The sequence below is a fragment of the Paenibacillus sp. FSL R10-2199 genome, from assembly GCF_038000235.1.
Taxonomy (GTDB): domain Bacteria; phylum Bacillota; class Bacilli; order Paenibacillales; family Paenibacillaceae; genus Paenibacillus_AQ; species Paenibacillus_AQ phytohabitans.
The window spans coordinates 4,253,381-4,276,191 of the sequence record NZ_JBBOBO010000001.1; the positions used below are offsets into that span (position 1 = coordinate 4,253,381).

18 protein-coding genes are annotated in these 22,811 nt (G+C 51.5%); 13 read left to right on the top strand and 5 right to left on the bottom strand.

The genetic code is table 11. The features are described 5' to 3' along the window. Positions 1-25 precede the first annotated feature (25 nt). The gene (locus NYE33_RS18305; RefSeq protein ID WP_341066889.1) at positions 26-1,090 is read right to left on the bottom strand and encodes a CgeB family protein; all 1,065 of its coding nucleotides are present in this window, start codon (positions 1,088-1,090) and stop codon (positions 26-28) included. 191 nt (positions 1,091-1,281) lie between these two features. Here NYE33_RS18305 and map point away from each other — a divergent pair, with 191 nt between their 5' ends. The 5 genes from map to NYE33_RS18330 all read left to right on the top strand — a co-directional run bounded on the left by map (position 1,282) and on the right by NYE33_RS18330 (position 6,424). Beyond that, complete coding sequence (gene map, locus NYE33_RS18310) at positions 1,282-2,028, top strand: type I methionyl aminopeptidase (protein WP_042138464.1); 747 nt, start codon at positions 1,282-1,284, stop codon at positions 2,026-2,028. Between the two features lie 179 nt (positions 2,029-2,207). Beyond that, positions 2,208-3,638, top strand: coding sequence for a SpoIIE family protein phosphatase (locus tag NYE33_RS18315; RefSeq protein WP_197074257.1), 1,431 nt, complete (start codon positions 2,208-2,210; stop codon positions 3,636-3,638). A gap of 82 nt (positions 3,639-3,720) precedes the next feature. Next, positions 3,721-4,113 (top strand): ATP-binding protein, encoded by a 393-nt coding sequence (locus NYE33_RS18320; RefSeq protein WP_042138462.1) that lies wholly within the window; start codon positions 3,721-3,723, stop codon positions 4,111-4,113. Positions 4,114-4,158: 45 nt separating this feature from the next. Next, complete coding sequence (locus NYE33_RS18325; protein ID WP_197074401.1) at positions 4,159-6,144, top strand: methyl-accepting chemotaxis protein; 1,986 nt, start codon at positions 4,159-4,161, stop codon at positions 6,142-6,144. Further along, complete coding sequence (locus NYE33_RS18330; RefSeq protein WP_341066891.1) at positions 6,137-6,424, top strand: STAS domain-containing protein; 288 nt, start codon at positions 6,137-6,139, stop codon at positions 6,422-6,424. Before NYE33_RS18325 ends, NYE33_RS18330 begins: the two co-directional genes overlap by 8 nt. 101 nt (positions 6,425-6,525) lie before the next feature. Here NYE33_RS18330 and NYE33_RS18335 read toward each other — a convergent pair whose 3' ends face one another. After that, on the bottom strand, positions 6,526-6,930 hold the full coding sequence (locus NYE33_RS18335; RefSeq protein WP_039293958.1) for a CBS domain-containing protein: 405 nt from the start codon (positions 6,928-6,930) through the stop codon (positions 6,526-6,528). A 213-nt stretch (positions 6,931-7,143) separates the two neighbouring features. Beyond that, entirely contained in the window at positions 7,144-7,569 is a 426-nt protein-coding gene (locus tag NYE33_RS18340; RefSeq protein ID WP_171716581.1) for a VOC family protein, read from the bottom strand. A 140-nt stretch (positions 7,570-7,709) separates the two neighbouring features. Between NYE33_RS18340 and NYE33_RS18345 the strand changes: the two genes are divergently transcribed. Beyond that, complete coding sequence (locus NYE33_RS18345; RefSeq protein ID WP_341066893.1) at positions 7,710-8,516, top strand: hypothetical protein; 807 nt, start codon at positions 7,710-7,712, stop codon at positions 8,514-8,516. A 7-nt stretch (positions 8,517-8,523) separates the two neighbouring features. On the opposite strand, the gene NYE33_RS18350 is transcribed toward NYE33_RS18345, so the two are convergent. Next, complete coding sequence (locus NYE33_RS18350; RefSeq protein ID WP_341066895.1) at positions 8,524-9,429, bottom strand: sugar phosphate isomerase/epimerase family protein; 906 nt, start codon at positions 9,427-9,429, stop codon at positions 8,524-8,526. Between the two features lie 496 nt (positions 9,430-9,925). Between NYE33_RS18350 and NYE33_RS18355 the strand changes: the two genes are divergently transcribed. The 7 genes from NYE33_RS18355 to NYE33_RS18385 all read left to right on the top strand — a co-directional run bounded on the left by NYE33_RS18355 (position 9,926) and on the right by NYE33_RS18385 (position 21,571). Then, positions 9,926-11,011 (top strand): winged helix DNA-binding domain-containing protein, encoded by a 1,086-nt coding sequence (locus NYE33_RS18355; RefSeq protein ID WP_341066896.1) that lies wholly within the window; start codon positions 9,926-9,928, stop codon positions 11,009-11,011. 61 nt (positions 11,012-11,072) lie between these two features. Further along, positions 11,073-11,552, top strand: coding sequence for a heme-degrading domain-containing protein (locus tag NYE33_RS18360; protein ID WP_341066897.1), 480 nt, complete (start codon positions 11,073-11,075; stop codon positions 11,550-11,552). A 150-nt stretch (positions 11,553-11,702) separates the two neighbouring features. Beyond that, positions 11,703-12,170 (top strand): GNAT family N-acetyltransferase, encoded by a 468-nt coding sequence (locus NYE33_RS18365; RefSeq protein WP_052421936.1) that lies wholly within the window; start codon positions 11,703-11,705, stop codon positions 12,168-12,170. A 163-nt stretch (positions 12,171-12,333) separates the two neighbouring features. Further along, positions 12,334-13,500, top strand: a complete 1,167-nt coding sequence (locus tag NYE33_RS18370) for a small-conductance mechanosensitive channel (protein ID WP_341066898.1) — start codon at positions 12,334-12,336, stop codon at positions 13,498-13,500. 13 nt (positions 13,501-13,513) lie between these two features. After that, positions 13,514-18,937 (top strand): diguanylate cyclase, encoded by a 5,424-nt coding sequence (locus NYE33_RS18375; protein ID WP_341066899.1) that lies wholly within the window; start codon positions 13,514-13,516, stop codon positions 18,935-18,937. Positions 18,938-19,671: 734 nt separating this feature from the next. After that, positions 19,672-19,887: a cupin domain-containing protein gene (locus NYE33_RS18380; protein WP_052421935.1), complete on the top strand. Its 216-nt coding sequence runs from the start codon at positions 19,672-19,674 to the stop codon at positions 19,885-19,887. A 52-nt stretch (positions 19,888-19,939) separates the two neighbouring features. Further along, the gene (locus NYE33_RS18385; RefSeq protein WP_336101877.1) at positions 19,940-21,571 is read left to right on the top strand and encodes an amino acid permease; all 1,632 of its coding nucleotides are present in this window, start codon (positions 19,940-19,942) and stop codon (positions 21,569-21,571) included. A gap of 515 nt (positions 21,572-22,086) precedes the next feature. Here the strand turns inward: NYE33_RS18385 and NYE33_RS18390 are convergent. Next, positions 22,087-22,683: a TetR/AcrR family transcriptional regulator gene (locus NYE33_RS18390; RefSeq protein WP_042138447.1), complete on the bottom strand. Its 597-nt coding sequence runs from the start codon at positions 22,681-22,683 to the stop codon at positions 22,087-22,089. Positions 22,684-22,811 lie beyond the last annotated feature (128 nt).

Here is a 22,811-nt window from a genome sequence, read left to right on the forward strand (position 1 = left end):
CTGGTTATTGTTGCAGGCTCCCCGTTTAGCTGTTAAAAACAGTATGCAGCAGCTTCGCCGCCATTTGCATAAATGAGTAATCGTAGGTGCTCCTCCATAAGGCACGGGTAGCTAACGCCCTTGCGGACTCCGGGTGATTTCGGTAGTAGCTGACCTTCTCATTCAATTCCTGGCCGGTGTGAAATGTGATGATGTCTTCACCGGGATTCATATATGCATACAGATTGGAATGATCCTCTGCCAGCTGGACAGCCCCGCAGGAAGCGATTTGAAAAGCCCGAAGCGGCGGCTGCCCCCAGTGGATAATAATCTCGGCGCCATTGTAATAATCCTGCAGTTCTATACCAGGAGACACTGGGATAATTCCGGGATATTCCTCCCAGCCTTTGCCGGCTGCATATACCTTACAGCCGCTGAGCAGCGGAGAGAGCTCGTGAAGGTAGGCTATACCGGCTGGAAGTGCGTCGCCAAGCAACAGCACATCGCAGCGGCAGGCTTCATCCACATATTTTGGACTGAACAGGTTCCGGTCCGCAGCAAAAGGCAGATACATAACAGAACTGCTGCCGGAGTGCTGATAAAATGGGATATGGTACATATTTTGCGTAAAGACATAGTTAAACAGAGCTGCCAGACGCCCGGTTGAGCTGCTCGTGCCGGAGCTGTCGGTGAGCCAGATTGCCTTTTGGAGAGTGGCTCTGCGGATCACCTCCAGATCATTGTCCGAGAAGTCTGTATCGCCTCCGACGACCAGCAGCAGATCCGGATTGAGCTGGACCAGCGCTGTAGAGAAGCTCTGGAAAGCCTTAATGGCTACAACTTCTTTGGTAAGCAGCCTGAACTGGTCGGCAATCAGCTGTTCGGTCTGCCACAGCTCCTCTTCCGGCATGGCGGATACGAGTAGAACCCGCAGTTTTTTGAACTCAACAGCCCTGGCAGGCTGCGGAAGATTAGCGGATAATTTCTGTTGATTTATATTTATGTTTTTGAGTGCCCGGATTACCGTATGAGCAATAAGCTTTCTGGATCTGGGATGCAGCCGAATGGTTTTGCCGGTGGTTCTGATACGGTGTTTCGTTTTCTTGTTCATGCGCTGCCGGAATCCCTCCTTACACAACCCTGCACTGTTTTATTTTATGAGACAGCAGTAAATTTGCTACAATTCACAGAATGAATTTGGATTTCCGGCGGTTTTCTTACATAATATAGAGTAGCACTACAAAATCATAACCAAGAGCCATTGCTGCGAGCAGTGGCCTCTGTACAGAAGAGGCGAATTTAATGATCATCATGAAAACGATGGAAGAGATCGAGAAAATGCGTGCGGCCGGCAAAATATTGGCCGAATGCCACCGGCAAATCGCTCAGATGCTGAAGCCCGGAATTACGACCTGGGAGATTGACCAGTTTGCTGAGAAGTTCATTCTCTCCCAGGGGGCTACCCCTGAACAAAAAGGCTATCATGGTTATCCATATGCGACCTGCGCATCTGTGAATGATGTCATCTGCCACGGCTTCCCCAAGCACGAGGAGCTGAAGGATGGAGATATTGTAACAATTGATATGGTAGTCAACTTGAACGGGTGGCTGGCAGATTCAGCCTGGTCCTATGGCATTGGCACCATTAGTGAGCAGGCGGACAAATTGCTGGCTACCACCAAAGAGGCTATGTTCAAAGGCATTGAGCAGGCTGTGGCCGGCAACCGGATTGGTGATGTCGCTCATGCCATCCAGGTATACGCGGAAGCTAACGGCTTCTCCGTAGTCCGTGATTTCATCGGGCATGGCATCGGCTCTGAAATGCATGAAAAGCCTGATGTGCCTCACTATGGCCCGGCAGGCAAAGGCCCGCGCATCAAGGAAGGTATGGTGTTCACCATTGAACCCATGCTGAACACCGGCAGCTACCGGACCAAGGTTGATGCGGACGGATGGACAGCGCGTACCTTTGACGGCGGATTGTCGGCACAATATGAGCATACGCTGGCGGTAACTCCGCAGGGCACCATTATTTTGACAGAGCTGTAAGAATCAGCTGCTGCCTGCTATTTTAATGAAGGATGTTAGGTTAGAACCCGGACTGTGGTCATGTTTTCATGCCGCAGGCCGGGTTTTTCTGTCTAACTGTGTCGGAATTCACGGCTTATCTCCATTTTATTGAATATAATGGGGAGACTTTAAAGCTGAATAGAATAGAGGCTTGTGAAATGGCAACAGATAAACCGTGTAAGAATCTGCATCGCTCCCCCAGTCCGGCGCAGTGCATGGAGCATTACGGCTGCATCTATGAGAATAATCATCTCATTACATTGCTGGTGGACCCGGAGAACGGCGGAATTGCTGATGCCAACCGGGCAGCATGCGAGTTCTACGGCTACAGCATCCGGCAATTCAGGCAGCTTCTGATCTGCGATCTGGCGGCTGACCCGAAATCAGGGGTTCAGGAATTTGTAGAGAAGGCGCTGCCTGAGGGCGGTGACCAGAAGAACCGTGTGTTCATTGACCGGCATGTTCTGGCCAGCGGGGAGCCCATTGATGTGGAGGTTCATACCGGCATGATGACGATGCTGGGCAAAAACTGTGTATACACCGTAATTCACGACATCAGCGAACGGGTCCGTTCCGAGCAGCGGCTTCGAGAAAGTGAAGAACGGTACAGAGATCTGGTCGAGCTGTGCCCCGAGGCTATTCTGGTCTATAGCAGCGGCACTATCCTGTTCGCCAATAAGCAGACAGAGCGGATGTTCGGCGCCAAGAAGCAGGAGCTGACCGGCAAAAGAATTGAGGATTTCTTCAATGAGGTGTACTTCCAGAGTGCAGAGCATAACAAGCTCAAGACAACAGGTCTGCTGAAAGAACGCTTCCGCATTGAACAGCGGCTGATCAGGCGGCAGGACAACCGTAGCTTTGATCTTGAAATTTCCGGGGTGCCGGTCATATATGAAGAAGCGAAGGCGCTGCAGCTGGTGTTCAGGGATATTACCGAGAGTAAAAGGGAAGTGGAGCGGGCGGTCCGGCTTCAGGAGCACCGGCATGCGGTGTCCTTCCCGCTGGACAGCAAGGCGGTTCTGGAGAAGCTCTACATCCCGGCCCGAACCTTAAGCGGCGATTTCTTCATCTTCCATAAGGTCAACGAAGAACAGGTCATTGGCATTATCGGTGATGTGACCGGTAAGGGGATTACTGCAGCGCTGAATATCTCGGCCCTACGGGTGCTGTTCATGGACAGCCTGTCATGTACACAGGACCCCGTACAGGTACTGCGCGATCTGAATTACAAAGCGCTGCAGCATCTGGGTGAGGATTATATCGCGGGCTGCTGCTTCCTGCTCGACTTCGGGACAGGACTGCTCAAGGCAGCCGGAGCCGGAATTAATGAGTTTCTCTATGTTCCCCGCGGCAGGGACTGCCAGAGAATTACCGTTAAGGGTGCACCGCTCGGCATGTTTGAGAGCAGTGAATTTGAGGAGAAGACCATCCCGTTTGAATCCGGGGACCGGTTTTGTTTTTATAGCGACGGGATGGAGCTGCTGTTTAACAGTGATGAGCTGGGGCGGGAGTACGGGTATCTGCTCGAGAGATTTGCCGGAGCAGCGCTGCAGGATGACTGCACCTGGCTCGGCCTGAACATCCAGTAACGGACGGGGTGCTGCCTGCAGGGCGGATTCATGGCGTGTACATGCGCAGGACGATGATTTCAGAACTTATAAGGAGTGAGTCATGGGAGCTATTCATAAGGAAGTGATGCTTCACGGTCTGGAGCGTCATCAGATGATCATTGACGGAATCATTCAGGAGCTTGACTTAGAAGCCTATGCGTTTGATATCCGCCTGATTCTGATCGAAGCGGTAACCAATGCTTATTACCACGGGAACCTCAGCGATTGCAGCAAACCGATTACCATCCGTTATCTGCTGATGGATCAGCTGCTTAAGCTGCAGATAGAGGATTCGGGGGCCGGGGACAGCGGATTGGTGTTCCCGGAGGCTATCGGGAGCGATGAGTTACTGGAAGAAGGGGGAAGGGGATTATACCTGATCCGCTGTTTCTCGGACAGTGCAGAGATGATACATAATACGATGTACATCAGCAAGAGTATCTGTCCCTCATAGAATTACAAAGGGGAGAATTCGGTGAAATTAAGTTTGAAAGTCAAAATGAGTATCCTGTTATTTCTGATTATCAGCGTACCGCTGGGCATATCCGGGGCTGTATCCTATCAGCTGGCTTCGGGAGCCTTGCAGAAGACGATTGAAGAGGAATTAAGGGGGACTACTAATTCTACAGCCAGAGCGGTGGATGCCGAGCTGGAAGCGGTAGGCAATGATCTGGGCATCGCCAGCAGGAACAGCACGCTGGCCGATTTCGCCGGGAATCCTTCTGCTGCATCCTTAAGAAACACAGCATTTAATTACATATCCGGTGTGCAGAAAGACAATGCCAAGCTATTGGAATCGCTGATCATCGCCGATACACACGGTAAGGCGCTGATTACCAGCAGCTCCGAATCGCCCGGGCTTGATGTGTCGGACCGTGCATACTTCCAGGAAGCGCTGCAAGGCAAAGACGCTGTCAGTGAAGTTATTCTGTCGCGGGAGACGAACCAATACATCGTAGCGATCGCGAGACCGCTGCGGGTAAATGATCAGATTACAGGCGTGTTAATCGGTACCGCCTTGTTTGAGAATATCACTTCCCCGGTAACCGGGGTGAAGATTGGAGAGCACGGATACGGATATATGATTGACCGCACCGGCCTGATCGTCTCGCATCCTGAGCAAGACAAGGTGCTGAAGGAGAATCTGGACGGCAACAGCAATGCTGAACTGAATGAGCTAGTCCGGCTGATGAAGGCCGGAGAAACCGCACACGGCTTCTACACCTATGAAGGCGTGCGTAAATATGTTTCCTTTCAGCCCGCAGGCAATTGGGTAGTAGCTACAACGGCCAATGTAGAGGATTATATGGCTCCGGCGGACGAAATCCGTAATACTACGATAATCATTATTCTGGGCTTTATCGTCGTTGCCATGCTGGCCGCATATTTCTTTACCACCCGCAATATTGTGAATCCGATCAAGAAGCTGGAGAGAGCCATGGGCCGGGCTGGTGACGGGGATCTGACCGTTCATACCTCAATCCGCTCCGGAGATGAGCTGCAGACGCTGAGTGAATCATTCAACACCATGATTGACAAGCAGGAGGCCATTATCGAGAAGGTAAGAGCAGGCTCGGTATCCTTAACCTCCATGTCCGAGGAAATGGCAGCCTCTTCAGAGGAGATCAGCGCATCGATTCAAGAGATCAGCTCCAGTACCCAGGAGATTGCTTCCGGAGCCGAGAACAACAACCAGTCGGTAATCAATGCTTCCCAGGTGCTTGTGCAGCTATCCAGTCTGGTGCAGCTGGCGCAGAGTAAAGCGTCGGCTACCTCCGGTAATGCCGATAACACGAATCAGGCAGCGCAGGAAGGCAGAGCCAGAGTTATCAGTACAGTACAGGCGATGGATACGATTCACAGCAGCACCAAAGAGACGGAAGAGCTATTGCTGACGGTCAGCGGGTTGTCAGAGAAGGTATCCACAATGATCGGAACAATTAACAAGATCGCCCAGCAGACCAATCTCCTGGCCCTGAATGCTGCCATCGAAGCAGCGCGTGCCGGTGAGCATGGCCGCGGCTTCAGTGTAGTGGCCGGTGAAGTACGGAAGCTGTCGGATGAGACGCATACCCAGGCCGGCGAGATTACAGGTCTGGTCAGTGAGATGGTCACGCGGATTACCCAGGCTGTAGATTCCATGAGAGGCGCTGCAGAGGCGGTAGAGAGCGGCGTAAGCATTGTGAATGAGACGGACCGCGCGTTCGTGCATATCATTCAATCTGTTGAGAGGATTACAGAGAATGTGCAGGAGATTCTGGATATTACCAGAGATGAAGTAGCAACCTCCGATCAGATTATTAAGCTGATTGATTCCATGGGCACGATCTCGGAGCTTGCGGCAGCGAATACAGAGAATGTATCCAGTGCAACGGAGGAGCAGGCGGCAACGGTCAATAATTTCGCGGCTTCCGCGCAAGAGATCAGTGCTATGGCTAATGAACTGGAGATTCTTGTTGAGAAATTTATAATCAGGGGTGAGTAGCTTGAGCGAGATTATTATTGAGATGCCGGAGCTGTTCTCGGTTGAGGAAGCCGGACATTTCAGAGAAGAAGTACGGAATTATATTCTTGGCGGCCATTCAAGCTTCCTGCTTGATTTCGGGACCTGCCGTTTCATTGACAGCACCGGACTTGGCGTGATTGTCAGCTCCTACAAGAAATGTGTAGAGACAGGCGGTACCATTAGGCTGACGGGGATGAATGACAATGTCCGGAAGATTTTTGAGCTAACCCGGCTGACTCATGTGTTTGAGATTATATAGACTTGCTGACTTGAACAAAGGCAGGGCCGTCCTTCGGAGGACAGTCCTGCCTTTGCCTTTGCTGCAGTGAACAACGGATCACTTAATGCGGCGTTATGAGGTTAATCGGTAATATTCCGGGTGTAATACTCGATGATATCCTTGCGGCGGATGATGCCGAGGAAGATCCCGCTTCCGTCCACCACAGGAACGAAATTCTGGTCTGCGGCCAATGTCAGCATATCCTCCATCTGTGCGTGAATCTCTACACTCTCGTTATGCACATGACGCTGAATGGTGCCCACAGTTACCCCGGTCATATTCTCAAAGCTAAGACCCTCGGTGTTCTTCAGTTTCCATAGCAGATCGCCCTCCGACAAGGTCCCAACATATTTGCCTTCTTCGTCAATAATCGGAATGGCCGAGTAATAATGATTCTCCAGCTGCTCCAGCGCTTCCCGCATTGAGATCGAGGAAGTGATAAACGCCACCTGATCTTTGGGCAGCAAAAAAGAGGATATTTCCATAGGTTAGTCTCCTTTACAGTAGGATGTGTACATAAACGTTAGTTCAATTAAAACACATAACATGATGTAAGCGCATTAACAATTGGGTTACAACTTCGTAAGGGAGAGGGCTAAGAGCAAATAATAAAAGGATATGCCGCCCTCCCAAGGGGAAGATTGAACATATCCTTACCGGTTTTGTTGTATATAAAAGATATGTTAATGCTGGAATTGTTACCCGTTCTGGCCGTTATCGTGGCTGACCTGCCAGTAGATGCCGAATTTGTCCTTCAGGCTGCCGTAACATTTGCTCCAGAACGTCTCCTGCAGTTCCATGCTGACCGTGCCGCCTTCCTTGAGCTTATGGAACCAGTCTTTGATCTTATCTTCATCCGTATCCATCAGCGTCAGGTTGATGTTATTGCCTTCCACAAAAGGCATTCCGGGAAATACATCCGAGAACATTACCGTGCTGCCGGCAATTCTCAGATTGGCATGCATCACCAGGTGCTTGGCCTCTTCCGGCAGAGGGTGGGAAGGATCGGGCGGAGCTTCGCCGAAAGTCATAATATGCGGAGGTTCGGTCCCGAATACTTCAGCATAATATTCAACAGCTTCCCGGGTATTTCCGTTGAAATTCAAGTAAATATCAATTGCCACATGCGTCACTCCTCTAGTGTTAAATTAAGGCAGGCACGGTTCTGTCATATTGTATCATGTGCCTGTCTATTTACAAATATACTTGGCAGACTCTAAGATAGGGAAACAAGCGGAGACAAGAATTACAGGAGGACTATGCTGTGAAAATATATGGCTGTGATTTCAGCGGAGCGAAGAATCCGGAGGGCAAAATTTACGTGACTGAAGGGAACCTGGAGGCGGGGGAATTAACGGTAGAGCGGGTGTTCAGCTGTGAGGACAGGCTGGATCTGGCGTATTATATCCGCTCAAGCCAGGCCCCCTGGGGCCTCGACTTTCCTTTTTCCATACCGGACTATTACTTGCAGGAACAATATCATTCATCATGGGACAATTTCCTGAAGGGGGCTTATGACGATACCCGCGAGTCCTTCAGGCAGCGGTTTGGGGTGATACACAGCGGCAGGAACAGCCGGGATATGCGGGTGACAGACATTGCGCTGCAGGCCAAAAGCCCGGTCTCTTCGACACCGATTGCCATGCACGGAATGCTGTATGGCGGACGGAAGCTGCTGTTTAATCTGCGGGAGGCGGTATCCGTTTACCCCTTCGATGAAGTACGGGATCATGCTTCGCGGCTGTATGAGGTATACCCGAGTCATGGCTGGAAGACCCTGCAGCTGAAAAGCAGTGATCCGGCAGCGCCTGCGGAGATCGGCCCCCGCTTCAAAGCGCTTGTGGATGAAATATTCACGATAACGGTCACGGCGCAGGCTGCGCTTGGAACACTGGATGCGGCAGGGAAGGCCAATCCGCATGCCAGAGATTCTATGATGGCCTGCATACCGCTCGCGTATTGTATTTATAAATACGATCTGGAGAAACACTGGCCTGTCCGGCCGCCATTCGCCACGGAAGGGGAATGGGCGAGCAGGGAGCGGGAGGGACTAGCAGTCAGACTCTTTTAAATCAAAATCAAACTCCGGATAGAATCCCATCCACCCATGCATAACAACGCTCCAGCTGCTCTGTTGTGATGAGATCTGAGCGGTGCTCGAACATGATTTTCACCCCGCTGTTCTCCTCACGGATGATGCGGAGATAGTCTTCAATGGGTGCCCAGCCGTCTGCGGGACTCAGTTCCGGCAGTGCCGGGTAATGGCTGTACCGGACAGTGTCCTTGACCTGAACACTCGACAGATGGATTAGTGCTGCGTATTTGGTGTATCTCCTCAGGAGTGCCCGGGCATCGAAATTGGGGTCAAGCTTATCCTGCAGGTACAGCCGGGCTGTGTCCAGACACAGCTTAATATCAGGATACCTCACTAATAGACGTTCCAAAAAATCCTGATTATAGACATAGCTGTTCAGTCCGTCGAATTCCAAAATAGGCTGGAAATGATACTCTCGTCCTTTCCGGCTGAGCCAGTCAAACAGATACTCACTGTGCCGGATCAGCTCTTCCAGAGAGGTTTCGCTCTCATAGATGTACTCCCGGCGGTCACCGAACCGCCACTGCTGCCAGTCCACGCGGTCATCCAGAATGACCGGCTTCGGATAATGAAACAATACATATCCGGGACGCAGGGTGACCATATAATCCAGCTCTTCTTGAATATGCTCAAAAGCAGCCGCGCGCTCCTGCCCATCCGGCGAGAGGAACAAGGCGTCCCGCAACCGCGCATGATCGGCGCGCAGCGGGAAATGGACACCGGTGTGAAACTGGTGTTGCTGCGCTTCCGCGATCAGATTCCGGCAATCTTCCTCTGACTTGAAGGAACAAGCCTCGATCCCATAGAATCCGGCTTTGAAATCCTTGTGAAATTTGCTGTAATCGAATCCTCCGTATTGACCAATCATAAATTGCTGCAAACGATTCACCCCGTATGTCTTCGTGATTATTAACCTTCACCTAGCGAAATATCCGGACTTCCGGGCGGCTGCTGAGTCCGCAGGAACTCCTAGATTCATTGACTTTCTGTGGCAGAGATCAGGAGGTTATTTATAGAATCCTGCACATAATACAACATTTTCCTCATCCTATCGGCCGAAATTCAAAATTGTTGTATAAAATGCAGGATTTCACCGTCTCCAAGCGGCTTAGCAGGATTATTCTTGTATTTCATACAACAATCTTCCCGAACACCCGGCTACCAGTGATTCAAAGCTGTAAAACGTACAACATTGTTGTCTACAGTGAGGTTTATTTAGAATGTATAATTCGCCATAATACAGTTTTTACCTGCAAAAGAGTTATACTTGCGGATGCAAATTGCCGGCCGCTCTACCAGCAGCTTACTTATTGGAGATGGACAGCAGATAGGCAGATACCTATACTGGAGGAAAGTGCCAGGGACAGCAGAGGAGAATGATTGTGATGAGCAAGCGTATTGCCGATCAGCGGCTGATGCATCAGCGGATTCAGCAGCCTCCATCCCTTCAGCCCGGAGAAGTGGTGCGTGCGTTCGGTGCGATGCAGGCTCAGGATTATATGCAGGCCGTCTGGGCTATAGGGCTGCGAACACCATCAGCAGGATTAATAGAGGTTGAGCAGGCCATCGCGGACAGGAAGCTGCTGCTGACCTGGACGCTGCGCGGGACGCTTCACTTCGTGCCGCCGGAGAATGCGAAGTGGATGCTTCAGCTCTGTGCCCCGCGCATTCTGCGTCAGGCGGCAGCCAGACTGACCCAGCTTGAACTTGACGACAAGATCCTGGAGCGCTGCCGGAAGATCATCTATAACGCACTGAAGGGCGGACGCCAGCTCCCCCGTCCCGAGCTGCTGAAGCTGCTGAAGGATCAGGGCATCAGCATCTCCGGCCAGCGCGGCTATCACATTCTATGGCATAGTGCGTATAACGGCCTGATCTGCTCTGGTCCGCGTAGCGGCAAGCAGCAGACATTCGTCCTGCTGGATGAATGGGTGGAATACTCGCGTGAGCTTTCATTTGAGGAGTCACTGAATGAACTGGCCTCGCTGTATTTCACGGCGCATGGGCCTGCAACTGTGCAGGACTTTGCCTGGTGGGCAGGGCTGACGTTAACGGATGCAAGAGCAGGTCTTGAGGCAGTGCGATGCAGTCTGCAACCGGAAGTGATTGACGGCAGCGAATACTGGATGCCTGATCCTGCGGCAGTAACGGCAGCAGAGCCTGCCGGTGTTCATCTGCTGGCCGGGTTCGATGAATATATTCTCGGCTATAAAGACCGGAGTGCCGTGCTGGAGCCGGAGTCGTTCCCGCTGATCGTGCCGGGCAATAACGGCATCTTCCTGGCGACGGTGGTAGCTGACGGGCGGGTAGCCGGAACCTGGAAGCGGACGATTAAGAAAAAAAGTGTCGAGCTGTTCATAACCCCTTTCGCCCCCTTGGATCACAAGGGAATAGAAGGAGTGCAGCAGGCCGCTGAGCGTTATGCACTGTTCCTGGGTCTGCCTTTAACCAAACTTGAATATCTCAAATGACCCGATTAACTGCATTAGATCCATCTACTACAACTATAACCGGACTAAGGAAGTGTTGATTATGGAAGACTACACCCCATTATTGGAGCAGATACTTAAGCAGGAACAGGAGCTGCAGTTCAGCGCGTTCAGCAATCAGACAGCCATCCAGGTGGGCAGTGCAATTCTGGCCAGAGCGCAGAGCATGGACAAGCAGATTACGGTGGATATCCGGAAGAACGGAACCGTGCTGTTTCACGCCAAAATGGATGAGAACGGCCCCGGCAATGACCGCTGGATCACCCGCAAAATCAACGTAGTGAATCATTTCGGACACAGCTCTTATTATATGAATGTGCTGTATAAATCATGGAATACCACAATTCAGGATAATGCTTTTGTAGATCCGATGGAATACGCAGCCGAAGGCGGGTGCTTCCCGCTTCTGATCCGGGGTGCCGGAGCAGTCGGAACCATATCTGTGTCCGGACTTTCCGGTGAAGAGGATCATGAGATGATCGTTGCCGTGCTGGAGCAGATCATTAAGCCGCAAGCCAGCTAACCCGCACAACAATTTTGAATTATCGCTTAGATCATGGCGGAAATGGTGTATGATGGGCAGTTTCCGCAGGAAGAAGCGGACTGTCTTTTCTATTTCTTAATTACTGGGCGAATTTCCCAGCAACCAGTCAGAATAAAGGAGACTTGCCGTATGACAGCTATAGCAATCAGACAGTTGATGCCCGGTGAGGAGAAGCTGATCACTCCATTAATCCGCGAGGCGTTTGATATACATATTTCCGTTAACTATTCGGCGCAGGGGGTTATTGAATTCTACAGGTATATTGAACTTGCCGCCATCCGGAAGCGCATGCAGCAGGATCACGAGATATTCATCACCACCTCCGATCAGGGAGTTACAGGAATTATAGAACTCCGCAACAACAACCACATCTCGCTGCTGTTCGTGAAGAATGTGTACAAAGGAACCGGGATCGGCCGGATCCTGCTGCAGCATGCGGTTGACAAGATGAAGGCAGACGGGGTCCGGCAAATTACCGTGAATTCATCCCCGAATTCAATTGGTTTCTATGCTTCCCAAGGCTTTGTGCCGGTTGGGGAAGAGGAAGAGGAGCGCGGGATACGTTCGCTAAGCATGAAGCTCGATCTGGAGGGGTAATTGTATAGAAACCTCACACGGGATGCTCCATACGTCATGGAAGTGGACGTTGGGGCATCTTTTTGTGTGCCGTCAGCAGGAATAATCTGGAGGGTTATCGAATAGTAGCGAATATCAACAAATTTCGACTTTTCAACTACATACATAAGCGGGGTATTGCACAATGAAAACATGGAAAAAAACATTGTTTCTGATCGTTACTTTTGGATTGATCTTCTTGCTTCCGTTATTCGGGAGTCTGGCGAAATGGCACGGATTGCCCCCCGGCTACGGCGACTTTCCTGCCCAAAAGGTGGAAGCTGACCCCGGATTCAGCCTGCTTTATTTCTCCCTGGCCTGTGTTGTAGCGCTGATCATTACGCTGGTTTTTGTATTCCCCCGGCTGTTTGGCTTCAAGAAGACCCAGGAGGCACCCCGGCAGAAGGGAGCGGCTACACCTTTTCCAGTCTGGTTCTGGTGGAGTCTGCCGGTCCTCGCGGTCAGCTGGTTTCTGATGTGGGCACGGCTTAAGCTGCATGTTTCCTTGGAGTATTACACGTTTGTTCCGCTTTGGTGGTCATTCATTCTGATTCTGGACGGACTGGTGTATAAAAGAAATAATGGGGCCTCGATTATCTCGCGCAAGCCCAAGGTAATGCAGCTGCTGGCTGTGGTCTCCTGCTTCAGCTGGTTTGCCTTCGAATATCTCAATTTCTTCGTACTCGAGAACTGGTATTATCCCAATAATGAAGTGTTCTCCAATTTCGGCAATGTGTTCTGGTTCTCCTTATCCTATACGACTGTTCTTCCGGCCATCTTCGAATGGTATCTGCTGCTGAAGACCTTCCGCTTTTTCCGTACCCGGTATAATAACGGCCCTAAACTGAAGGTATCCGGAGTCTTCCTGATCATTTATTATATCCTCGGGCTGATCCTGGCATTTGGGATGGGTTATTATCCATACCTGCTGTTCTGGGTGCTATGGGTCGCGCTTGTTCCCATGCTGTCTGCAGCAATGGCGCTTGCCGGCTATTGGACGCCTTTTACACCGATTAAGAACGGGGACTGGTCCAAGGTCATGCTGGTTGGTCTGGCTACCGTATTCAACGGCTTCTTCTGGGAGTTCTGGAACTTTGGCAGTGAGTGGTTCCATGACGATGCCCCTACCAATCCGAATTATTGGAAATATTCCGTGCCTTATCTGGACAAGTTTCATATTTTCTCCGAGATGCCGCTTCTCGGATACTTCGGTTATTTATTCTTTGGGCTGAATTGCTGGATTATTTGGCTGATTGCCGCGTACGTGTTTAAATTCGACGCCGATATCGAAGTCACGGGAGAACAGAGCTAAAGGTGGAGTAGGAATGATTGTTAACGACAACTATCAGATACTGGAAACCATTTCAGATAATAATATAAAAGCGGTTTACAGATGCAGCGACGCTACAACCGGAGCAACAGTCATTCTAAAAGTATTAAAATCGGAATTTACCGGAGCCGAGGCGGTCATGCGCTTCAAGCAGGAATATAAGCTGCTTACAGAGCTTAGCCACACCGTACAGGGGGTCATCCGGCCCATTAAGCTGGAAGAGCGGAACGGCTTGTATGTCATGGTGCTGGAGGATATCCACGGGCGTTCGCTCAAGAAGGTTCTGGCGGAGGAGAAACCCGGGCAGGAGGCGCTGCTGAAGCTCTCGGTCAAGGTTGTGGATATTCTGGCTTCCATTCATGAGCAGAATGTAATCCATAAGGATATTAAGCCGTCCAATATTATCTGGAACCGGGAACAGGATATTGTGCAGGTGATTGATTTCGATCTTGCGGTGAAGCTGTCCAAGGAGAAACGGGAATTCCAGAACAGCGGAGTGCTTGAAGGCAGCCTGCTGTACATCTCTCCTGAACAGACGGGACGGATGAACCGCAATATTGATTACCGGAGCGATTATTATTCGCTGGGCGTCGTACTCTATGAGATGATGACCGGCATCAAGCCCTTTAATTCACAGGAAATGCTTGAGCAGATCTATTCCATAATTGCCAAAGAGGCTATTCCTCCCTATAAGGCAAGCGGGGGCCGTGTATCCAGCGGCTTGTCGGCTATAATTATGAAGCTTATGGAGAAGTCCTCGGAAGACCGGTACCGCAGCGCTCACGGAATCAAGGCGGATTTGAAGAAATGTCTGGCCGGGCATGAGGATTTCGTGATAGGTACGGAGGACCTCTTGAATACCTTCCGCATTCCGCAAAAAATTGTAGGCAGGCAGCAGGAGCTGTCCCGCCTGGGGGATGCTTTCCGCAGCAGCCTCAAAACAAGCTCGCAGCTGATGCTGGTATCCGGCGATGCCGGTGTCGGCAAAACGGCACTGGTCCATGAGCTCCACCAGACCATCAGCCAGGAGAAAGGGCTGTTCGCGGAAGGAAAATTCGACCAGTATAACAAAAACATTCCGTACAGCGCGCTGATCCAGGCCTTCCGGAGATTGATCAGCCAGCTGCTGGAGAGTCCGGATGAGGATTACAAGGGTTATATCGGCCGTTCGCTGAACAAGGCACTGGGCGGAAACGGCAGTGTGATTACCGGGTTAATCCCTGAGCTTGCCGCCTGGATCGGCGTTCAGCCGGAGGTTGAGCCCCTGAATCCAGCCGAGGAGACGAACCGCTTCTTCCTGACCTTTGCCAAGTTCGTGGAAGGGATCACCCATAATGACAAACCGCTCGTCCTGTTCCTGGACGATGTCCAGTGGGCGGATTACTCCAGCCTGCAGCTGGTGGAGAAGCTGGTGCTGGATAACCATCTGCAGAGGCTGTTTGTAATCTGTTCCTACCGGCAGAATGAAATTCATGAAGGGCATCCCCTGTTTGCCTCCATCGCCAGAATAGAGAAGAGCCGTGAGGTTTCACGCATCCACCTGAAGCCTCTGAACGAGGAGGATGTGCAGACTCTTATCGCTGACACATTGTACAGCAGCAAGGAGAGAGTGCAGAAGCTTACCGGATTGATCTTCAAGCGGTCCAAAGGCAATTCCTTTTTCCTGACGGAAATTCTGAAGGATCTGCATAAACGCGGCTTTTTTGTTTTTGATAAGCTGAGCGGGGAATGGAACTGGGATCTGAAGCGGATTGAGGCGCTGCCGGTCAATGAGAATGTCGTTGATTTCCTGGTGGGTCAGCTGCAGAATTTGCCGGAAGATGTCCGCAGGATCTTAATGTTAAGCTCGGCCGTCGGCAATGTATTCGATTACGGCATGCTTACCCTGATCGGTGAAGAACCGCCGGAGGTGATTGCAGCTGCCATCAGCCGGGCCGTACACGAGGAGTATATTCTTCCTGCGGACCACCGCTATGCCATATTCTCCGGGATGCTGAGTGAAGCAGGGGCGGCACCGCTGCAGACGGAAATCCGGCTGAAATTTGCCCATGACCGGATTCAGCAGGCCTTCTACCAGATGCTTGACGCTGAGCGGGGGAAAAGGCTGCATCTTAGCATCGGGCGTCTTCTGCTGAAGAATTATGGCAACGGGGATGCCGAGGACAAGATCGTAGATATTGCAGCACACATGAACAAAGGCCTGGAATTTATCAGCGAGCGCTCTGAAATTGAGGATGTGATTGCTCTAAATCTCCGTGCAGCGCAAAAAGCGAAGGCTGGCTACGGGTATGATTCTGCATTCATCCTGCTGGAGGCGGCAATAAAGCTGCTGCCGGAGAATTCTTGGCTGGCGGACAGGGAGCAGACTGCTGAGATCTACAGACTGTATGCGGAATGCGGTTATCTCACCCACCATGTAGAACAGGCGGATCAGGCCTGCAGCCTTTTACAGATACATACTACAGACAGAATAACACTCGCGGAAATTTACGAAATGCAGGCCAATCATTATATGTATCTGGGTATGATGCCGGAATCGATCGCTGCAGGCAGACAAGGGTTGCAGGCGCTGGGAATCCGGATTCCCGCCAAGGTGGGAATGGCCTCCGTACTGAAGGAGCTGCTGGTGATCAAGGCTGCGCTGCGGGGAAGAACACCAGAAGGGATTTTTACATCGCCGGAAATGAAAGATCCGGAGATGAAGCTGGTCATGCGGCTGCTGATTAATTTTATCCCGCCATCTTTTATTTCAGGTGAGACTTCGCTGTTTGGTCTTGTTGTCCTCAAAAAGGTCGGCCTGACCCTGAAATACGGCAACTCCCCCGAGTCGGCGCTTGCTTTTATCGGATACGCCATGCTATTGTCCGGCTTCGGAGATACCAGAGGGGCCTTTGAATTCGGGCGGCTCGGGATCAGGATTAATGACAAGTTCAATGATTTGCAGTGGAAAGGTGCGGCACATGTATTATATACGCTGTTCAGCCATTCCTGGACCGAGCCCTGGGATACGCTGCAGGACTGGTTCGGCACCTCGATTGAAGCCAGTCTGCGGACAGGGGATCTGCTCTATCTCGCCCATTCCGCATTCTATGTGAATCTCTGGAACCCGTCGATGGACATCGCGACTACGCTTCAGGAGAGTACGCGTACAATTTCTATGATCGAGAATACGAAATATAAGGAATCACTTGCCACAGCGCAGCTGGCCCGCCAGTATTTCCGCAGTCTCGCAGGCGAGCTGCCGGACCGGACTTCCTTCAACAGTGAGTCATTTAGTGAAGAGGCCTATTTGAGCCAGCTGGAAGAAGCGAGGTATTATTCGGGAATTGCCATCTATTATATATATAAAATGAAGCTGCTGTTCACATATGAGAAGCATCATGAAGCGCTGGAGTATATCGATAAAGCCTACCCGATCATCGGAACGCTGGCCGGTTCTGCTTTTATGGAGGAGTTCGCCCTGTATACTTTCCTGAATCTGGCTTACGCCTATAAGGATTTAAGTGTGAACGGCAAACGCAAAGCCAAATCCAGAATGCGCAAAGAGTACGGGCGGGTCCGTAAATGGGCCAGGAATGCGCCGGGAACCTTCCGCCAGCATGAATATCTGATGAAGGCCGAATGGGCCAGAATCAGCGGGAACGATAATCAGGCAAGCCGCTATTATGATATGGCGATTGAGACCAGTGAGCAAGGAAGCTTTGTACGCTATAAAGCGCTCAGCAATGAGCTGGCAGCCCGGTTCTATTATCATAAGGAGTTCAATGAGTTCGCCGCTTATTTGCTCAGACAATCCGTATACTATTATTCGGTCTGGGGCGCCAAGGAGAAGATCAGGTTCATTAACGAGCGTTACTCTTCCATTGTCAAAAAAATTAATACGAAGGAATTCCTCCATGGTCGGACGGTTACGGACTACACCGAGAGCATTGATCTGAATTCAATGATTCTCGCTTCCCAGGCAATCTCCAAGGAGATTGAGCTGAACAATCTGCTGGAAGCGCTCATGGAGATTGTCATCAAGAATGCCGGTGCCCAGCGGGGCTGCATTCTGATGACCTCCCAGGCGAATCTTCTGGTGGAGGGTGAATATAAAGCCGATGCTGATAGAATCTCAGTGGCTGTTCATGAATCGTCAAGGCTGGATAACCTGCCGGTCTCGATTATTAGACAGGTGGAGGAGAGCCGGGAGAGCCTGATTTACAATGATGCTTTTTCGGAGACACCGTTTGTGAACGATCCGTATATTGTGAAGCACCAGCCGAAATCCATGGTATGTATGCCGCTGATCAACCAGAATAAGACGATTGCGATTATCTATCTGGAGAATAACCTGGTTACCGGCGTGTTCACCAAGGAACGGATGAAGATCATTAATCTGTTATCCAGAGAAATGGTATTCTCACTGGAAAATGCCAGCCTCTATACAGAGCTGGAGCGGTCGGAAGAGAAATACCGTGAACTGGTGAACAATCTGCAGGACGGGGTATTCATTACCCAGGACAAGCGGTGTAAATATGTCAACGAAGCCCTGGCGCAGATGCTGGGGTATGAGATGGATGAGATGCTGGATCAGCCCTTCGAGAACTTCCTCAGCCCCTCCGAGAAGGAGAAAGTATCGCACTATTATGCAAGAAGGGTTAAAGGCAAGCAGGTGCCTGATGAATATGAGACCCGGCTTGTTCACAAGGACAAGACCCGTGAAGTCATCGTGATCCACAAGGTCATCCGGATCATGTATATGGACAAACCGGCCATTCAGGGGACCGTGAAGGATATTACCGAGCGCAAGAAGGCGGAAGAGGAGCTGCTACGGCATAAGGAGCATCTGGAGGAGCTCGTGGCGGAACGGACCAAGGAATTGGAGTTCAACAACGAGGAGTTGAACAAATATATCGGACTGATCGAGCAAATCTCGATTACCGACGAGCTGACCGGGCTGTACAACCGCAGATACTTCAATAAGCTGTTCCTGGACGAGGTAGAGAAGGCAGCTGCGTACAAACGGCATTTGACCTACCTGATGCTGGACATAGACTATTTCAAAAAATACAATGATACCTACGGCCATTACGAGGGCGATACCGTACTGCGGAGAGTCGGCCAGCTGCTGAATGAGCTGGCTGAACGGGCGGACGGAGTTGCGTTCCGCCTGGGCGGAGAAGAGTTCGGCATTGTGGTGGCCGGGTTCACCCCTCAGCAGTCGCGGGAATATGCCGAAGCAATCAGAAGAAGCATCGCGGAGCTGCGGATTCTGCATGAGCTTAGCCCGGAATACGGAAGAATTACCGTATCCATCGGCGTAGCGGCCGTTCTTGTCGACGGACTCCGCGAGGAGGATATCTACAAGCTGGGCGATGATGCGCTCTATCAATCCAAAGCGGAAGGCCGCAACTGCGTCACGCTGTTCGAGCGGTAATGCAATGAAGTGTGGGCTGACCTGGTAGGCTATGATATGGCTGCCTGGGTCAGCCTTTGTTGTGTTCGGATTGAGGGTTTCGGCATGGTTTCTTGTTTTATCTAAAGTGGGAAATGATATTATTCATCTGTGATGGATAAGATACATTGAAATTTGGAGCAGATCTGTCCAAAGGATGAATATGATTTAATAATCCAATTCTTACAAGGAACATGTTTTAGACGCGAAAGGCAGGATGTCACTCGGTGACCGGTATGTCAAAAAACTGAATTGGGGCGCTCTACATTCTTTAAAAAGCGGTTCTGAGCCTCTTGCCCAGTGTGCGATCTGATTCGTACGTCTTGCTCGGGGGCTTAAGAAAACGATAGGGTAGATGAGCCAAATGTATGCGAAAAACCGAATACAATGTGCCAATGATAGGGACGATGAGCCAAATGTATGCGAAAAACCGAATACAATGTGCAAGTGATAGAGTAGACGAGCTAAATGTATGCGATAAACTGAATAGAATGTGCAAGTGATAGAGTAGACGAGCTAAATGTATGCGATAAACCGAATAGAATGTGCAAGTGATAGAGTAGACGAGCTAAATGAGGCAATGCCCCCGTTTGATTCACCTGTCAGAGTGATTATGCTGCTGGGCCATAGAAGCCGCTGTGTCAAAAGATTCCTCCCCGGCATAAAGTATCTGGGCGATTGCCCAGCTGAATTACAGGTTCACAAAACTTGAGCTTATGCAGCTTCCGGCGATCCGGAACGGGTTCTTCAATGCACATATGAGCAAAGGGTTTATTGTACAGCCGCATTGGCACACGAACGTCACGGAGATGGTGTTCGTCATCAGCGGCGAGCTGATTACCTCCTTGTTCGATCCGTTTACCCAGAAGCTGATGACCTATCATCTGAAGCCCGGACAGGTCTCCATCTTACCCAAAGGCTGGTTTGGCTAATTTCCCCGGAATATGCAGATACTTCTGTTATCTCAAACCGGGAGGCAGGATTATGGAGGAAGGAAAACAAGGTAGTCAGGTGAAGCGTGAGAAGGTGGAGAAGCTGGCGAGGCTGGATAAGCTGCAGAAGCTGGAGAAGCCGCGGAAGTCCGGGAACCCGGGCAAAAAAGGATTATCAGTATGGCAGCTGACGATGCTCGCACTGGGGACCGTGGTCGGCGGCTCTTTCTTCCTGGGGTCTTCCGTGGCGATCCGGGCGGCTGGCCCGTCTGTGCTGCTGGCTTATGTAATCGGAGGGGTTCTGGTCTATCTCATCCTCTCCGCGCTGTCGGAAATGACGGTGGCGAATCCGGCACCCGGCTCATTCCGCACGTACACCGAGCAGGCGTTCGGCCGGGGAGCGGGATTCACGGTCGGCTGGGTATACTGGACAGGCCTTGTACTCGCGATGTCCAGTGAAGCGACGGCAGTATCCATCCTGCTGAGGGGCTGGTTTCCTGCGCTTCCGCTGGCGCTGGCGGGCTCGGGGATCATTGTTCTGGTAACACTGCTCAATCTGCTCGGAGCAGAACGGCTGGGCAAGCTGGAGAGCGGACTGGCTGCCTTCAAGCTGCTGGCCATTGTTGCATTCATCGTGATCGCGGTGGCTATAGTAGCCGGATTTGGAACCAGGGGCGAAGGCGCGGCCGGTATTCAAGTTGTGCGAGGCCAGAGCCTGTTCCCCGGGGGAATTGCCGGTATTGCGGGCAGCATGCTCATGGTGATGTTTACCTATGCGGGATTTGAAGTGCTGGGACTGGCAGCCTCGGAGACAGGCAATCCCGGAGTCACCATCCCCAGAGCGATCCGGCGGACGATCCTGCTGCTGGTCAGCCTCTATCTGGCTGCCATGATCGCATTGTTTCTGCTGCTGCCCCAGGCTCTGGTCTCTGAACAGATCAGTCCGTTTGTGTCTGCCCTCAGCCTGTATGGCCTCGGCTGGACCGGGACGGTGATGAATATCGTCCTGGTGTCCGCTATTTTGTCAACGATGCTGGCCTCCGTATTCGGCCTGGGCCGGATGCTCCGCTCATTGTCGGAAGAAGGGCATACTCCGGCCTGGATGCGGGACCGTACAGATATCCCGTACCGGGGCATCCTCATTTCCGGCGGTGCAATGCTGGCCGGGCTTGGACTGGGTATGCTTTTGCCGCAGGGAGTCTACCTGTTTCTGGTCAGCTCCGGCGGCTTCGCGCTGCTGTTCTCCTACTTCATCATCATGGCCAGCCACTACCGGCTGCGCCGGCGCCACGGAGGACCCTTCAAGGGCCAGCGCGGGTTACGCGGCTATCCGTACAGCTCATGGATTGCAATGGGAAGTCTGGTCACCATACTCGCCAGCATGCCGCTGATTCCGGGACAAGGGGGAGGTCTGGCCGCGGGAATTATGTTTGTTCTGGTCTTCTCAGGCATTTATGCGGTGGGGGCACTGCGTAAGGGGAGAGAATCCGGGCGCAGGCGGCAGCCCTCCCTGCAGGTTAAGGTGCCTGGAGGCAGAGCGCAGATGGAGGCTGCGGAGGAATGGACGGATCGTCATCAGGGACGGTTGGAGGAACGTCATAACCGCCCGGATCAGAGCGGCAGGCATTCGGGCCAGGGCGGGACAAAAGGCGGCGGCAAGCGGAAGAAGCGGAAGCGGAAGTAGCGGTGGAGGTACGGAGCTCAGAACGGCTGCGCTCCTTTTTGGTTATGCAGGAAATTATGATATTCGTCTGCTGTGGATATAACGTGCATAATGCCCCAGATACTTTTCTTTGGAAATTGGAGCAGATCCGTTTCCTACTGAAGGAAGAACTTGTCCTTGTATCAGGGGTCCTACTGCATCCTCCAGAAGTCGGCAGCATGGTGAATTCAAAGGGATAAATCCCACTAATTCCGCCGAAAGTAGGCTGTACGCGGAAATCAAAGGGATAAATCCCTCTAATTCCGCTGAAAGTGAGCGGTACGCGGAAATCAAAGGGATAAATCCCTCTAATTCCGCCAAAAATGCCGCCAAATGCCGCCAAATGCCGCCAAATGCCGCCAAATGCCGCCAAAAGGAGGAAATGAAGAGCAAAATTAGTGCACTTGATTTCACCGGGACTGCCTGGGGCCGGAAAGAATATGCTGCCTGCCGGACGGAGGACAATCATCCGAAGGTGTTTAGCGGAACCGTGCTTCTCACTCTCCGCCAGCGGGAGTCAGCAACGATACTCCGTTGTTCATCAATGGCACTAATCTGCCGGCCAGCGCAGCAGCGGATTCATGACGGCCCTCGTTATTCCAGCGATAGGTCACCCCGTAGATTGACCAGCTGAGCAGGGTTGCGGCCGTTTGCAGTGTACGGCTATCCGCTGTGCTGTCTACTCCGGACAGCAGTCTTTGCAGCAGCTGTTCCAGCTGCAGCTTAATATTCTCTTCAATAATCAGCGCCAGGGAATCATATTTCTTCAGGCAGTGATGGCTGGATTCGTGATAATCGCAAAGAGCGGCAACCAGTGTATAGAGCGTTTCCTCGGTTAAGGCTGCCTGGTCATCGATTTTGCGGAGAACAAGCTCCGTGAAGGCATCTGATAAGAACGATTCAAGCAGTGCGTATTTATCAGGGAAATGAGCATAGAATGTAGCCCGGTTAATCGTGGCTTTTCGCGTGATATCCTGTACGGTAATTGCGTTGAAGTCCATGGTATTTAACTGCTCGGCAAATGAGTCCAGAATTAACTGGCGTGTCCGGATGACGCGCGGGTCGTTCGGGTTCGGTGAAAGTATACTGGGCATTCTCTATCCATGCTCCCTTCAGTAACTAATGCTTTATCTATTATAAACATCTGCGGCTGCGCCAACCAAGGTATCCCTGGATAACCAACAATATATTTTTCATTTCGCTTAAGCAACAGATGGTGCGG

Coding starts and splice junctions, on each gene's coding strand:
- NYE33_RS18370 (WP_341066898.1), top strand. CDS start 12,334: ATGAAAACATGGAAAAAAACATTGTTTCTGATCGTTACTTTTGGATTG.
- map (WP_042138464.1), top strand. CDS start 1,282: ATGATCATCATGAAAACGATGGAAGAGATCGAGAAAATGCGTGCGGCC.
- NYE33_RS18380 (WP_052421935.1), top strand. CDS start 19,672: ATGCAGCTTCCGGCGATCCGGAACGGGTTCTTCAATGCACATATGAGC.
- NYE33_RS18360 (WP_341066897.1), top strand. CDS start 11,073: ATGGAAGACTACACCCCATTATTGGAGCAGATACTTAAGCAGGAACAG.
- NYE33_RS18365 (WP_052421936.1), top strand. CDS start 11,703: ATGACAGCTATAGCAATCAGACAGTTGATGCCCGGTGAGGAGAAGCTG.
- NYE33_RS18390 (WP_042138447.1), bottom strand. CDS start 22,683: ATGCCCAGTATACTTTCACCGAACCCGAACGACCCGCGCGTCATCCGG.
- NYE33_RS18355 (WP_341066896.1), top strand. CDS start 9,926: ATGAGCAAGCGTATTGCCGATCAGCGGCTGATGCATCAGCGGATTCAG.
- NYE33_RS18305 (WP_341066889.1), bottom strand. CDS start 1,090: ATGAACAAGAAAACGAAACACCGTATCAGAACCACCGGCAAAACCATT.
- NYE33_RS18375 (WP_341066899.1), top strand. CDS start 13,514: ATGATTGTTAACGACAACTATCAGATACTGGAAACCATTTCAGATAAT.
- NYE33_RS18315 (WP_197074257.1), top strand. CDS start 2,208: ATGGCAACAGATAAACCGTGTAAGAATCTGCATCGCTCCCCCAGTCCG.
- NYE33_RS18320 (WP_042138462.1), top strand. CDS start 3,721: ATGGGAGCTATTCATAAGGAAGTGATGCTTCACGGTCTGGAGCGTCAT.
- NYE33_RS18335 (WP_039293958.1), bottom strand. CDS start 6,930: ATGGAAATATCCTCTTTTTTGCTGCCCAAAGATCAGGTGGCGTTTATC.
- NYE33_RS18385 (WP_336101877.1), top strand. CDS start 19,940: ATGGAGGAAGGAAAACAAGGTAGTCAGGTGAAGCGTGAGAAGGTGGAG.
- NYE33_RS18325 (WP_197074401.1), top strand. CDS start 4,159: ATGAGTATCCTGTTATTTCTGATTATCAGCGTACCGCTGGGCATATCC.